This window comes from Paenibacillus planticolens, from assembly GCF_013141725.1.
In the GTDB taxonomy this organism is placed as follows: Bacteria; Bacillota; Bacilli; order Paenibacillales; family NBRC-103111; genus Paenibacillus_E; species Paenibacillus_E planticolens.
The window spans coordinates 342,957-355,944 of record NZ_WHNZ01000022.1 but is presented as its reverse complement, the minus strand read 5'-3'; the positions used below and the strand labels follow the sequence as shown (position 1 = coordinate 355,944).

Sequence of the window (12,988 nt, the reverse complement as noted above, 5' to 3'; positions counted from 1 at the left end):
AGAGTTTTGGTTTTTTGTATACAAAAAATGAGAGGCAATCCCTCCGTCATTATTATGACTTAAGGATTGCCTCATTACTTTTGCATATACCCTAAAATATAGGGGAACTAGAGGGCGCTATTCGGGCTCCATGGGCCGATTTCAGGAAAACGAGGGAACTACAGGGTCTTATTTGCCCTAAGCAGCATTAATACTGCTCAAAATCGGCAATATAGGGGAACAGAGTTCCCACTAAATGGCCAAATAGCTGCTTTAGGAGCAAATAGCGGACTATTGTTCCCACAAAATGCTAGTTATCGTGTCTGCGCGGAGGAAACGGACCCAGATACTGGTACAGGTTACACTCAATCCGCCCGTTAAACAGCTTGCGCTTCTTATCGGCGCGGCGGTTCATGTAATGCTCGAGCTGCGTGCTCGGGCTTAGAATGAACATGCTCCACGAAGGCATTGGAGCTGTAAGCACTCCGAGTTCGCGCAGCGCGACCTCGACATCCTTGGCTTCGCCAAGCCGCTCACCGTATGGCGGGTTGGTGATCAAGCAGCCATAGTCGCCGCGCGGGCGGGCTTTGGCTACCGGTTCCACGCGAAGCTGGAACTGCTTCGTCAGGCCGGCCGACTTCGCGGCGGCCTCTGCCACTTCGATGGCAGACGGATCGATATCGCTGCCGATGATGTGCAGCGGCACATTGTCGCGGACCGCGTCGAACGCTTCGTCGCGCGCTTTGTCCCAGAGCTTGCGCGGCACATTGCCCCACGCTTCGCTGGGGAAGCTGCGCCGCAGGCCCGGCGCAATGTTCCAGCCGATCATAGCGGCTTCGATCGGGATCGTTCCCGACCCGCAGAACGGGTCGTAGAGCGGCCGATCGACGCTCCAGCGGCTGAGCAGGATCATGGCCGCAGCCATCGTCTCCTTCAGCGGCGCTTCGGTCACAAGCTTGCGGTAACCGCGCTTGTGCAGGCTGGGGCCGGTGGTGTCGATCGTGAGTGTCGCGACATCGTTCAGAAGCGCAACCTCGATCACGTAGCGTGCCCCGTTCTCGGGGAACCATTCTGTGCCGTATTGAAGCTTGAGCTTCTCGACGACAGCTTTTTTTACGATACCTTGGCAGGCAGGGACGCTGGACAATTGTGACTTATGGGAACGCCCTTGCACAGGGAATTCGGCATCGTTCGGAATCCAGTCCGGCCAAGCGAGGGCTTTCGTGCCTTCAAAAAGCTCGTCGAAGGTCAGGGCTTTAAATTGGCCCATAAGCACCAGGATCCGATCCGCTGTACGCAGCCATAGATTGGCCCGACAGATAGCAAGCTCGTCTCCCATAAAGCGTACGCGGCCGTTTTCAACGGTAACCTCGGTATAACCGAGATCGCGGACTTCGCGGGCAACGATAGCTTCAAGTCCCATTGGGCAAGTTGCAATTAATTCGATAGGTTGTGGCATGTTTAGATTCCTTCCATCCGGGTTGTGCTTCGATCATAAAACTCATACAATTAACAAGTATAGGACAAATAAGATATACTTACAAACGAAATAGGCAAAACTCTTAGGAGGAACAACATGGAAACCATAACACCTGAAAGTTATATGGAAGATTTATATGCGGACGATCCCGTGCTGGAGCGGGTGAAGGAAGTCATTCGAACCCAGAATATGCCGGAAATATCCATTGCACCAGGCTACGGTAGACTGCTCACGATGCTGGTAACGATGATCGGCGCCAAAAAGGTGCTGGAAATAGGCGCTTTAGGCGGCTATAGCGGGATCTGCCTGGCAAGAGGGCTCAAAGCGGGGGGCAAACTCGTCTCACTTGAGTTGAAGCAGGATTTCGCCGATGTAGCGAAGCAGAATGTGGCGGATGCAGGTCTTGGTGAACTTGTCGAATACCGGATCGGCGAAGCTTTGGTGCACTTGAATGAGCTGCTCGCGCAGGGTGAGCGTTTCGATTTCTTCTTTATCGATGCGGACAAAGTGAATTATCCGAACTATTTGGAGCTGGCTATTCAATTAGCGAACCCGGGCGCCATTATTGCAGGGGATAATACGCTGATGAGAGGCAAAGTTGTTGACGCCGCTCAAACGAAAGCCTCCGTGCAAGCGATGCGCAGCTTCAATAAGCTTATTGCCACGGATCCGCGTCTGGAAAGCACGATCCTTCCGGCCTATGACGGTTTGGCGTTGGCACGCGTGAAATAAGGCGTGAGTCTTGATTCCGATTAAAAAAGGACCTTCTCCCACTTGTTTAGTAGTGGAATTGAAGGTCCTTTTTGCATAGAAATGGGGACAGAGATTTGCCACGGCGCTGGCGTTTCGATCTGTGTGAGCGGAGGAGCTGGCTGTGAGGTGGAAATAGGATGTACGATTTGCTGTTTTTTGAAAGGAATAGCACTCATCCCGTTCCAGTAAATGAGTAGAATTTCCGCACATAAAACGATCAATGCAATTTTGGTCCAGTTCAACTTCATGGAGGGCATCCTCACTTTCAATTATGCACCTATATTATCATCAATAGGAATTAATTTCCATAATTATTTTCGCATGCCCCTCTTATTTATGCACAAGTCCTGTCATAATTTCAAACTCAAAGCGTTCGCTTTCGGGCATTTGAACAGTACGAGCTCTGCCGATCGCACGCTCGATATCATAAGGGACCCGAATGAATTGAATGGCGGAGCCTGCATGCTGCAAACTGCCTAGATTTCCCTCCAGAACGCAGTAGCAAGCTTGCGGGATGCCATCATACGGGAGGCCCACGCTTCCTACGTTAAAGAGCATCAAACCGCTCTCCGTATAAGTGTCAGGCTGTCTATCCGAAGGATTCTTGATCGTAATCAAATAAGGGGTGTGGATGTCCCCGTATCCGACAATATCAGGCTGCCGCCCGTCCGCCGCCCATCCGGTCATCTCCGTATTTTGAAACATGGCAAGGCGCTCTTTCTTGGAAGCTTTGCGCTTTACGCGATGATAGACGCTTTGCGAGGAAGCGTGGAACAAACGGAAAAGTTTGCTGCTTAGGTACAAATCAACGGAAAAAGGCAGCCCGTCCAAATAAGCAAGCCTTTCAGGTCCCAACTGCTGCTGCTGCCAAATGCCGCCAGGCTGATCCTGAGGCAGGTTGATCCCCGAGTCCCAGTTCCCTTGAATGACCACTTCACAGGTGCTCCGAATACAATCAACAACGGCAGCCGGATCAGGTCCCTTGCCGACCAGATCGCCTAAGCAATAGATCCGCTCGATGCCACGCTGTTTGATATCTGCCAAAACGGCTTCTAATGCAGGTAAATTTCCATGAATATCCGAAATAATCGCGATTTTTTCCAACGTTATTAATCCCTTTCCATGCAAGTCTCGAATGTGAATCTCAATGCTTCTGTTATACCATACAGATGCCAATCTGAAAATGAGAGCGCTTGACTATTACCTATTGATAGATTCTTCTGCTATAATTTGTAGGGGGAAAGGGGAAGGTTTTGAATGGAATCCAGACTAGAGCGTCACCGTAAAGCGAAGAAAGAGCGCACTCCGCAGAAGAAAACTCCGCTGAAAGTGATAGGAGGACTCACGCTGGCTGCTGCCGCCTGTTTCGCTATTGGGATTGGCGCTTCCTATTGGACGTCGAACAGCCGTACCGCCGAAGAGCAAGGGGCAGCCTCGCCGTCGGTGGCTGCGACTTCGCCTCAACCGTCAGCTGCAGCGAGCGCTCAGTCAAGCGCAAATCCTGGCTCACAGCCGAGTCCTGCAGCTGCAGCAGGCACTGCCAATCCGTCTTCGGCGCATGAGGTTACGGACAAGCCTGTGAGCAGCAGCGGGCAAGTGAGTCTGACTTTTGTGGGAGATGTACTGCTAGCTTCCAAAGTAGAAGATATTTTGAAGCAAAAAGGCTATGATTATCCTTATACGAATGTAAAAGACTATTTGAGCAAACCTGATTTTACCATCGCTAATTTGGAAACGCCCATAACGACCAGAGGTACCGTTCAGAATAAGGATTATGTCTATCGTTCCTCGCCGTTATCTTTACCGCCGCTGAAGGCTGCAGGCATCGATCTTGTTAATTTAGCGAATAATCATGTGATGGATTATGGTCCGGAAGGATTACAGGACACGATGAACTTCCTGGATCAAGAAGGTATCAAACGAATGGGAGCGGGCAAGGATTTGAATGAAGCCTACCAACCGGTGATCATGGAAAAAGACGGCATGAAAATCGCCTTCTTCGGTTTTAGCCGGGTTGTTCCGGAGGCTTCTTGGAAAGCGGGTCCCGGTCACCTTGGCGTAGCCGAAACCTACAACTACAAGCTGCCGGTCGAAGCGATTCAGAAAGCGAAAGAGAGCGCTGATCTTGTTGTCGTCGTTGCTCATTGGGGCGTCGAACGAAGCGACCATCCGGATAAGAACCAGACCGACTTGGCGCACCGTTATATCGATGCAGGCGCAGATTTGGTCGTAGGCGGTCATCCGCATGTTCTGCAAGGCTTTGAACAGTACAAAGGCAAATGGATTGCTTATAGTTTAGGCAATTTCATATTTACAACAAATGATATTCAGAAGACATGGGAAACGGTTATTTTGGAAGCCGAGTGTTCGAAGGACAAGTCGTGCAATATTCATCTGGTGCCTATTTTGACCAAATTCGCATTGCCTACGCCGATGAACCCGGAAGAGGGCTCCAAGCTGTTTCAGAGATTGAGTCAAATTTCGATTGGTGCCAAAGTGAACGCTGAAGGAAATGTGAGCAAGAAATAATGTGAGGAGCAAACAACATGACAACTATTCGCAATATTTACTGTGTAGGACGCAATTACCGGGCGCACGCCGCAGAGCTGGGGAACGATGTTCCCGATCAACCGATGATTTTTACGAAACCGACACATGCCTTGGCGGAAATGAGTGGGGGTGAGCTGACGCTTCCTGGCGATCAAGGCGAAATTCACTATGAGGCCGAGTTGGTTCTGCATATCGCAAAGCCGTATCAGGAAGGCATTCAAGTGGATGAGATTGTCGATAAATATGCGCTTGGCATTGATTTCACACTTAGAGACGTGCAGTCCGTTATTAAGAAAAAAGGTCAACCGTGGCTGCCGGCCAAAGGCTTCTTGAAGTCGGCGCCGATGACTGACTTCCGTCCGTTTCCGGGGGCGTCCAAGCTTACCGAGGAAAATTTCCAGCTTCGTCAGAACGGTCAAACGGTTCAGAACGGCAATATCAGCAACATGATCTTCGATCTTCAAACCATCATTGATTACATAGCGAAGCATTACGGACTGGGCGCAGGCGATATCATTTTCACAGGCACACCGGAAGGCGTAGGACCTGTTCGCGATGGCGACCGGTTGGAATTAGTCTGGGGCGAGGAAGTATTTGGAGCTGTTACCGTTCACGTATAAAAAAAGGGCAGTCTCTTATGGTCTACATTGACCTGAGAGATTTGCCCTTTTCTATTGGATATCTGCCGGCTCCTCGGATGCCGCATCGGCATACTGCTCGCGAACGCGAAGGATCGCCGGTAATTGTTGAAAAAACACGTCGACGATTTTAGGGTCAAAATGCTCGCCTCGTTCTTCTTGAATCAGCTGCAGGATGCGATCCAATTCCCAAGCCTTTTTGTAAACGCGCTCACTGCCGAGCGCATCGAACACGTCAGCAATTGCGGTAATTCGCCCGTAGATGTGAATGTCTTCTCCTTTGATTCCGCGGGGATATCCGCGACCGTTCCATTTCTCATGATGTTCATAAGCGACAATTGCCGCTGTTTTGAGGATATGTCGTTTGGATTTTTTTAGCAGGTTATAGCCGATCAGTGTATGCTGCTGCATGATTTTAAATTCTTCGTCAGTTAATTTGCCAGGTTTATTGAGCACGCTGTCAGGGATCGCTACTTTGCCGATATCATGCATGGGCGAAGCTATTTTGAGCAGTTCAGCTTCTTCATTTCCGAGGTCTAATCCGAGCGCGAGGAGGTAGGAATACTCGGCGACACGCTTGACGTGGTTGCCTGTCTCTTTGGAGCGGCTTTCGCCAATTTCACCCATTGTGAAAATAATCTCTTTTTGGGTTTCTTCAATCTCGTTCGTGAGCAGCGCCGATTCCAAAGATTTGCCTGCATAGGAGGAGGCCAGCGTCAAATATTCCATGTCTTTATCCGAAAATTGTTCGCATTCCGTTAACTTGTTAATGGCTTGATAAGCGCCAATAATATCGCCTTGACTGTTGCGGAATGGAATGACCATCAGTGCTTTCGTACGATAGCCCGTTTGCTGGTCTGTTGCGAGAGCGCCATTAAGCAGGTACGTTTTATATTGTTCATTCGTATAGGCATCATCGATAAATACAGCTTTATCGTGCGTGACAGCATAACCGACAAGTCCGGCTGATTTCGGAATTCGAATCTCATCGAGTCCGTGGGCTACCTTGGACCATAACTCATTTTTGCTAGAATCCAACAGCCAAACGGTACAGCGATCGGAAACAATCATTTCGCGCCCCATATCTGCCATCAGCATGAGGACATTCTCGAGCACTCGTTCATTGGCAATTTTGGCTGCGTAATCAAAAATAACGCGCAGCATTTCTTCTGGATCCAAGTCTTTTTTTAAACGTGACTTGTTTGTGATGTGATCGTTATCCATGTCAGCCTCCTAACTTTTGGCACCTATCTACTTTTATCTTATCATATTATTCTCGTAAAAAGGTTATCTTCCTGCTAAAATTACGCGATCTTTGTATGATTTTGTCGAATGCGAAGTGGACGCGTTTAGGGATGAAGCCCCTATTCAGACTATGCTACAATAAGTGGGAATTGAGGTGTCGAAATGGATTGGATTTGGGGTTTAGTTGGGAGCTTACTCATTGCAGGCGCAGCCTGCTGGAGAGGATCGCTCTCCGTATCCGGTTTGATTGCTGCGGTGGTTCTAGGAACCTTCATGTTTGTATTTGGGAGCTTGGCTTGGTTTGGAACGTTGATTGCTTTTTTTGTCTCTTCCAGCCTATTGTCGAAGCTTAAACATCAGCGAAAAGCCGCCGCTGAAAGCGGTTATGCCAAAGGCGGCAGGCGCGATGCCGGACAAGTTGCGGCGAACGGCGGACTTGGATTAGTTCTTTGCATCGGTAATGCCATATGGCCTGATCCGGTTTGGTGGGTGTTGTTCGTCGGAGTGATGGCAACTGTTACTGCGGATACGTGGGCAACGGAAATCGGCGGAATGAGCGCTTCAGTGCCCAGGTCGATTCTGAGTGGGAGACGTGTTGCGGCAGGAACTTCAGGCGGTATAACTGCTTTAGGACTGCTGGCTTCCGTGGCGGGAGGGGCGTTTATTGGATGGATCGGCGGCTGGTTTATCGCCATGGGAGAGCAGGAGAGTGTAATAAGCACACGGTCTGCATTCATTGCTCTCGGTGCGATTTCAGGGTTGTTAGGTTCTTTGGCCGATTCCTTGTTAGGGGCAACGCTGCAAGTGATGTATCGTTGTGAGGCTTGCGGGAAAACGATTGAGAAGGAGACCCATTGCGGGCATAACGCGAAGCAAATACGCGGAATGAAATTCATGACCAACGATCGTGTGAATGCTCTTTCCTCGCTGGTCGGAGGGATATTGTGCTGGGTATTGTGGCATATGGCCTCCGGTTGAACAAATATAAAAAGTGCAGCAATGCTTGAATTCGCGAATTCAATGCACTGGCTGCACTTTTTTCTTTAATGAACGGTAGGCGGCGCTTCATGAGAGGGCTCTCTCGCAGGCTGCTGTGAGACAGAGGGAGACACGGTCTCTTGCAGCTGCTTCTCCAACTGCTTCACTTTGCGATGCAGCTTGTACTGACGAACCATTCCGAATAGACCGACGATCAGACCGCCTAGCAGCGTAGAAGTCAGAATAACAAGAATTAGCGGGGTCGACGTTTGGGCGAATATGAAATTTACTTGCACCTGTTCCACATTTACGACCGCAAAAACAGCTGTTATGAGGGCGAATAGTAAAGCGCAGATTAGAATCCATTGCATTTTCATCCAGCATTCATCCTTTCAACCTGCGAAAAGGTTGAAGGCTTGCGCCTCCAACCTTCCACATGCACTTACTTCGTCAGTTGTTCCATCTGATCGAGCAAAGAGCTGAAGACGCTCATCGCTTGCTTGATCGGCTCCGGTGTCGACATATCAACGCCGGCTTTTTTCAAGATATTCAAGGAGTAGTCGCTGCCGCCGCTTTTCAGGAAGCCCAAGTAACGGTCAACGGCTGGCTGGCCTTCATCCAAAATTTGTTTCGCAAAGCTGGTCGCTGCCGAAAAGCCTGTTGCATATTTATACACATAGAAGCTGTTATAGAAGTGAGGAATACGCGCCCATTCCATCTCAATATCTTGATCCACGACCATGTCATTGCCATGATACAGCTTATTTAAGCCGTAGTAGATCTCGCTGAATTCTTGAGGTGTGAGGGACTCGCCCTGTTCCGATTTCTCATGTGTAATCATTTCGAATTCCGCAAACATCGTTTGCCGGAAAACAGTGGTACGGAACTGATCCGCATAGTAAGTTAACAAATACAGCTTCTCTTTCGGATCCGTCACACGTTTCAATAAATAATCCATGAGCAGCGCCTCATTCAGGGTAGAAGCGACTTCCGCAAGGAAAATCGTATACTGCGCATAGCGGTATTCCTGATTTTCGTCGGACAAATACGAATGGATGGCATGCCCCATTTCATGCGTCAGGGTGAACATGCTGTTTAAATTGTCCTTGTGGTTCAGCAGCACATAAGGATGTGTGCCGTAAGCGCCCCAGCTGTAAGCGCCGTTACGCTTATTTTTGTTTTCATAAACGTCGATCCAGTGGTTGTCAAAGCCGTCCTGAAGAATTTTCAAGTAATTTTCGCCTAGGGGAGCTAAGCTTTTCTTGATTTCTTCTTTGGCTTGTTGGTAAGTAATATCCATTTTGAACTCCTCAACCAGTGGAGCAAAAAGGTCGTACATATGTAACTCATCGACTTTCAGCAGCTTTTTGCGAAGCTTCAGATAGCGCTGCAGCTGCGGCAAAGAGTCGTGAACGGTGGAAATTAAGTTCGTATACACTTCCTTCTTGATGTTATCGCCGAAAAGGGTAGATTCCAGAACGGAAGGATAGTGACGGGCTTTGGCATAAAAAATGTTCTTATTAATATTCGCGCTGAGCGTAGCGCCAATCGTATTTTTATTGTTGCGGTAAGTTTCGTAAACGGCATGGAAAGCATTTTTCCGTACTTCCGGATCGCGGCTCTCCAAGAATTGGATGTAGCTTCCGTGGGTAAGTTCGACTTCCTCGCCTTTTTCATTCTTGATCCTAGGAAATTTCAAATCGGCATTGTTCAACATTCCGAAGATTGTGCTTGGCGCACCTGCCATATTGCCGGCTTGGGCTAGCAGCGCTTCCTGTTCTTTGGACAGCGTGTGCGGCTTCTGACGGATCATTTCTTCCAACGTGTCTTTATAAAAAGATAACGAAGGATCGTTCACCAACTGCTGAAGCTTTTCATCCGATAAACTTAAAATCTCCGGTGAGATGAAGGAGAGCGCTTCGCCAACCTCGACACTGATTTTTTTCGCTTTTTCGGATAAGGCCTGATAAGTAGGCTCTGCTGTATCTTCATGGTGTTTCATGTTGGAATATACATAGAGTCGTTCTGTTTTCAAAGAGACCTCGTCTTCCAACTGAAAACATTGCTTGACGGTAGCGGCATCGTTAAGTTTTCCTTGGAAGGCGGTGATTTTTCCAAGCGAGCTTTTCACTTCTTGAAATTCTTTTTCCCAAGCCTTTCCGTCAGAAAATAAATCTTCCAAATTCCAGCGGTGCTCGGCAGGGACTTGCTTGCGTTCCAATAGTTGAGCCATGGGAGCCCTCCTGTTCTTGTTTTGAGTTTGGGGTAATCTGTCTTCTTTTGCGTGCAAATCGGCTGCTGGGACAGAACTGAGGAGAAGTCCCATTGCCGCTGTCACATAGATCCAGCGCATTACGGTCACGCTCCCGGCATGTACCCATGTGGGGGATTTTCGAAATAATCCCAATTCATGGTTTTCACCATAGTATGACCGTTAACCCACTCCTTTATGATTATAAGAAAAAGCTGGAAGGAAGTAAATTTACTTTCCGGCACCGAAGAAGGAAATCAGGATAAGAACAAACGAGAACGAAACCATCACGATCGCCAACAAGGCGAGATATCGTTTCATTTGTGCCGGAAGGCTGTCTCTTTTCATAATCAAAATGATGGCAAGGCAGAAGGATACGAGTATAAATGTGAGTATAGATCCGGATTCGGTCATAAGAGAATCATCCTTATTCGTATAGGATATGATGCCTGCTAACTACTGCATGATAGTAAATTTCGCTGCAAACAGGCAAAACTCCTTTTTCATCCGGCATGCGGCATCGTTTCGTCGGGATTTTCATCCTCTTCTGTCTTCACCAAAATGAGTTTGCCGCGGGAATCCATTTTGACCGTAAAACGATCCTCCGGAGCAATTTGCGCCTCGTCGCTTAATTCTTTCGGGAGGGTCAACTGGCCACGATCGCCGACTTCAACGAGGTAGCCGACCATTTTGGACCATTTGCCTGCTGCAAGCACAATCACGATAAGAAGACCGATGAACAGCCATTTGCCAAGCGGATCTGAAGCGAAGAAGGGGTACAGGAACTTTTCCCCGGTAATCATTTTACCTGCGGTTAATGCGAGTACGCCTGCACCGATATAAATGATCCACGGGTAAGTCTCAATCCATTTGATGAACAGCGTGCTGCCCCAGACAACGATAGGAACACTGACCAGCAGGCCGATAATGACGAGCAGGAAATTCCCGTGAGCAGCGCCGGCGACGGCAATCACATTGTCCAGTCCCATCACGGCGTCGGCAATAATAATTGTGCGTATCGCAGCCCACATGCTGTTTTTGGCTTGAACTTGTTCGTGATTTTTCTTTTCGCTAAGCAGCTTATACGAAATCCAGAGGAGCAGGATTCCACCCGCTAAGAGGAGACCGGGAATTTTCAAAAGCGTGACGACGATGAGAGTTGCTAACGCGCGGATCACGATGGCGCCTACCGTTCCCCACATGATAACTTTCTTTTGCGTTTCCTTCTTCAAATTGCGTGCCGCCATACCGATAACGATCGCGTTATCTCCTGCAAGCACCAAATCAATGAGAATAATACTGAGCAATGAGACGAAAAAACCTGCCGATAACCATTCCACAACGACCACTCCTTTAGCATTTTTTTGAAAAAAAATAGAGCCCAGCACCGATGTCCGGCGAAGGCTCTAATTCATCAAAAAAGACCTTCACCAAAAATTTGGCAAAGGTCTTGCTAACAACGATAGTCGTTGCCAATAAAGCCGGGATCTGATGAGGATCCGAATTGACGACTTTACTGTACCAGCTACTCCCCTTTGGAGTATTACGTATGAACTTGTAGCTTTATTATAGAAACCGCGAGAATGAAAGTCAAGACTATTGGTCTTAACGGTTTATACTTCTTTAAAAGCATCCATAATCGCTTGCCATTCTTCTTCGGTACCATCGAACTTGTCCTTGGCAAATCGCTCATTAGCCCAGTGCAACATAGCAGGTCGCCCAATGAAAGTATGGCACTCTTCGCCCCACTGGTCGGAGATTTCAGTCAGAACGATTTTGGTCCCTTGCACTTCAACGTTAAGCATGTTCCATTTATCTTTTTTGTAGATGGTATGTTTCTTGAAAGGTTGTTTTGACACGGTTGTTCCTCGTTTCTGTAGTAAGCTTATAGATATATGCCATCGTATCATAAATAAACGCGATTTCCAAACGGCCGGGCAAGAAATTCCTATTGCCACAGGCAAACGGTCATGGTAATATTCTCCTAATCCTTTCCAGAGGGAAAGCGGTTATGAGGCAGTTTAGTCAAGTAGAATGATGAGCCGAGGAGAGATGAGCATGGAAAACAAACGTATTTATGAGCAGGCAGGGGTCGCAATGACCTCAAGATCGTACGCAGAGTACGAAAAAATGTTTATGCTGATGACCGAAGATTTGCAAGGCAAGCGTGTTCTGGACGTTGCGGGAGGCGCTTCTTCGTTTACAACCGAAGCAAGGAAGCTGGGTATTTTCTCTGAAGCGGCCGATCCGCTCTATGAGAAATCTCCAGAGGCTATTGAACAGCATGGCAGACAAGAGATTGAGCTCGTCGCCGCGAAGATGGAGAAGCTTCAGGATGTCTATGACTGGACGTTTTACGGTTCGCTTTCAAATCATACAGCCGGCCGGGTAAAGAGCCTTGATAGGTTTCTAGAGGACTTCTCAAGCGATGATGGAGCTTCGAGGTATCATGCGGCTAGTCTTCCGTCTCTGCCCTTTGAGCAAGAATCTTTCGATCTCGTATTGTGCAGTCACTTTCTTTTTCTTTATGAAGAGCAATTCGATTATGCCTTTCATCTAGAGGCGGTGCGCGAGCTGATTCGAGTCGTGAAGTCCGGCGGTGAAGTGCGGATTTATCCGCTGCTCAGTTTCCGTACGGCCGAATACAGCAGACTGTCCGAAATTATGGACGAACTCGCAAATGAGGGTCATTTGGTGGAAAAAAGAGAGGCGAGCCTCCCATTTTTGCCGAATTCTCATCAATATTTAAGCATAATCAAGATTGGGTCTGCAAAGGAAGAAAACGTTGGTACATCAACAAATTTTAGCCTGTCCGCGGCTTTTTATTCGTTGATTTATCCCAAATGTGATGGTATAATTTCCTTATTCGTCATAGATGGCGATATTTTTAGGAGGTTGTTCACTTGAAAGGTACAGTTAAATGGTTCAACGCAGAAAAAGGCTACGGTTTCATTTCTGTTGATGGAGGCGACGATGTATTCGTTCACTTCTCCGCGATTCAAGGCGAAGGATTCAAAACATTAGAAGAAGGCCAATCCGTTGAGTTCGATATTACTCAAGGCAACCGTGGTCCTCAAGCAGCTAACGTCACAAAATTATAAGAAACTGGGAGTC

Annotated in this window: 14 protein-coding genes; 6 read left to right on the top strand and 8 right to left on the bottom strand. The window is 48.1% G+C overall.

Annotated elements, in window-relative coordinates:
* Positions 1 to 289: 289 nt before the first annotated feature.
* Positions 290 to 1,438 carry a THUMP domain-containing class I SAM-dependent RNA methyltransferase gene (locus tag GC097_RS12695; protein ID WP_171683656.1) on the bottom strand — a complete coding sequence of 383 codons (1,149 nt, stop codon included), beginning with the start codon at positions 1,436 to 1,438 and terminating at the stop codon, positions 290 to 292.
* A 117-nt stretch (positions 1,439 to 1,555) separates the two neighbouring features.
* Here GC097_RS12695 and GC097_RS12690 point away from each other — a divergent pair, with 117 nt between their 5' ends.
* Positions 1,556 to 2,191, top strand: coding sequence for an O-methyltransferase (locus GC097_RS12690; RefSeq protein WP_171683655.1), 636 nt, complete (start codon positions 1,556 to 1,558; stop codon positions 2,189 to 2,191).
* A 351-nt stretch (positions 2,192 to 2,542) separates the two neighbouring features.
* On the opposite strand, the gene GC097_RS12685 is transcribed toward GC097_RS12690, so the two are convergent.
* The gene (locus GC097_RS12685; protein WP_171683654.1) at positions 2,543 to 3,316 is read right to left on the bottom strand and encodes a metallophosphoesterase family protein; all 774 of its coding nucleotides are present in this window, start codon (positions 3,314 to 3,316) and stop codon (positions 2,543 to 2,545) included.
* A 153-nt stretch (positions 3,317 to 3,469) separates the two neighbouring features.
* On the opposite strand from GC097_RS12685, the gene GC097_RS12680 reads away from it, so the two are divergent.
* Together GC097_RS12680 and GC097_RS12675 are read left to right on the top strand one after the other, a co-directional pair.
* Positions 3,470 to 4,741, top strand: a complete 1,272-nt coding sequence (locus tag GC097_RS12680) for a CapA family protein (protein WP_171683653.1) — start codon at positions 3,470 to 3,472, stop codon at positions 4,739 to 4,741.
* Between the two features lie 17 nt (positions 4,742 to 4,758).
* Positions 4,759 to 5,382, top strand: coding sequence for a fumarylacetoacetate hydrolase family protein (locus tag GC097_RS12675; protein ID WP_171683652.1), 624 nt, complete (start codon positions 4,759 to 4,761; stop codon positions 5,380 to 5,382).
* Positions 5,383 to 5,433: 51 nt separating this feature from the next.
* Here the strand turns inward: GC097_RS12675 and GC097_RS12670 are convergent, their stop codons facing one another.
* Positions 5,434 to 6,624 (bottom strand): HD domain-containing phosphohydrolase, encoded by a 1,191-nt coding sequence (locus GC097_RS12670; RefSeq protein WP_171683651.1) that lies wholly within the window; start codon positions 6,622 to 6,624, stop codon positions 5,434 to 5,436.
* 183 nt (positions 6,625 to 6,807) lie between these two features.
* Here GC097_RS12670 and GC097_RS12665 point away from each other — a divergent pair, with 183 nt between their 5' ends.
* On the top strand, positions 6,808 to 7,623 hold the full coding sequence (locus tag GC097_RS12665; RefSeq protein ID WP_171683650.1) for a DUF92 domain-containing protein: 816 nt from the start codon (positions 6,808 to 6,810) through the stop codon (positions 7,621 to 7,623).
* Between the two features lie 65 nt (positions 7,624 to 7,688).
* Here GC097_RS12665 and GC097_RS12660 read toward each other — a convergent pair whose 3' ends face one another.
* From GC097_RS12660 to GC097_RS12640, 5 genes are all read right to left on the bottom strand, one after another.
* Complete coding sequence (locus GC097_RS12660) at positions 7,689 to 8,000, bottom strand: LapA family protein (RefSeq protein WP_171683649.1); 312 nt, start codon at positions 7,998 to 8,000, stop codon at positions 7,689 to 7,691.
* Between the two features lie 65 nt (positions 8,001 to 8,065).
* Complete coding sequence (gene pepF / locus GC097_RS12655; protein WP_246294173.1) at positions 8,066 to 9,856, bottom strand: oligoendopeptidase F; 1,791 nt, start codon at positions 9,854 to 9,856, stop codon at positions 8,066 to 8,068.
* A 249-nt stretch (positions 9,857 to 10,105) separates the two neighbouring features.
* On the bottom strand, positions 10,106 to 10,288 hold the full coding sequence (locus GC097_RS12650) for a hypothetical protein (protein WP_171683647.1): 183 nt from the start codon (positions 10,286 to 10,288) through the stop codon (positions 10,106 to 10,108).
* Positions 10,289 to 10,377: 89 nt separating this feature from the next.
* Complete coding sequence (locus GC097_RS12645; RefSeq protein WP_171683646.1) at positions 10,378 to 11,214, bottom strand: TerC family protein; 837 nt, start codon at positions 11,212 to 11,214, stop codon at positions 10,378 to 10,380.
* A gap of 273 nt (positions 11,215 to 11,487) precedes the next feature.
* Positions 11,488 to 11,679 carry a hypothetical protein gene (locus GC097_RS12640; RefSeq protein ID WP_127454723.1) on the bottom strand — a complete coding sequence of 64 codons (192 nt, stop codon included), beginning with the start codon at positions 11,677 to 11,679 and terminating at the stop codon, positions 11,488 to 11,490.
* A gap of 253 nt (positions 11,680 to 11,932) precedes the next feature.
* Between GC097_RS12640 and GC097_RS12635 the strand changes: the two genes are divergently transcribed.
* Both GC097_RS12635 and GC097_RS12630 read left to right on the top strand, forming a co-directional pair.
* The gene (locus tag GC097_RS12635; protein ID WP_171683645.1) at positions 11,933 to 12,781 is read left to right on the top strand and encodes a class I SAM-dependent methyltransferase; all 849 of its coding nucleotides are present in this window, start codon (positions 11,933 to 11,935) and stop codon (positions 12,779 to 12,781) included.
* The gene (locus GC097_RS12630) at positions 12,778 to 12,975 is read left to right on the top strand and encodes a cold shock domain-containing protein (RefSeq protein ID WP_028556542.1); all 198 of its coding nucleotides are present in this window, start codon (positions 12,778 to 12,780) and stop codon (positions 12,973 to 12,975) included. Before GC097_RS12635 ends, GC097_RS12630 begins: the two co-directional genes overlap by 4 nt.
* Positions 12,976 to 12,988: the final 13 nt, after the last annotated feature.

What these genes read in the sequence shown, in the direction of transcription:
- GC097_RS12695 (WP_171683656.1), bottom strand. Translation starts at nt 1,438, where the DNA reads ATGCCACAACCTATCGAATTAATTGCAACTTGCCCAATGGGACTTGAA.
- GC097_RS12690 (WP_171683655.1), top strand. Translation starts at nt 1,556, where the DNA reads ATGGAAACCATAACACCTGAAAGTTATATGGAAGATTTATATGCGGAC.
- GC097_RS12680 (WP_171683653.1), top strand. Translation starts at nt 3,470, where the DNA reads ATGGAATCCAGACTAGAGCGTCACCGTAAAGCGAAGAAAGAGCGCACT.
- GC097_RS12675 (WP_171683652.1), top strand. Translation starts at nt 4,759, where the DNA reads ATGACAACTATTCGCAATATTTACTGTGTAGGACGCAATTACCGGGCG.
- GC097_RS12670 (WP_171683651.1), bottom strand. Translation starts at nt 6,624, where the DNA reads ATGGATAACGATCACATCACAAACAAGTCACGTTTAAAAAAAGACTTG.
- GC097_RS12665 (WP_171683650.1), top strand. Translation starts at nt 6,808, where the DNA reads ATGGATTGGATTTGGGGTTTAGTTGGGAGCTTACTCATTGCAGGCGCA.
- GC097_RS12660 (WP_171683649.1), bottom strand. Translation starts at nt 8,000, where the DNA reads ATGAAAATGCAATGGATTCTAATCTGCGCTTTACTATTCGCCCTCATA.
- pepF (WP_246294173.1), bottom strand. Translation starts at nt 9,856, where the DNA reads ATGGCTCAACTATTGGAACGCAAGCAAGTCCCTGCCGAGCACCGCTGG.
- GC097_RS12650 (WP_171683647.1), bottom strand. Translation starts at nt 10,288, where the DNA reads ATGACCGAATCCGGATCTATACTCACATTTATACTCGTATCCTTCTGC.
- GC097_RS12640 (WP_127454723.1), bottom strand. Translation starts at nt 11,679, where the DNA reads ATGCTTAACGTTGAAGTGCAAGGGACCAAAATCGTTCTGACTGAAATC.
- GC097_RS12635 (WP_171683645.1), top strand. Translation starts at nt 11,933, where the DNA reads ATGGAAAACAAACGTATTTATGAGCAGGCAGGGGTCGCAATGACCTCA.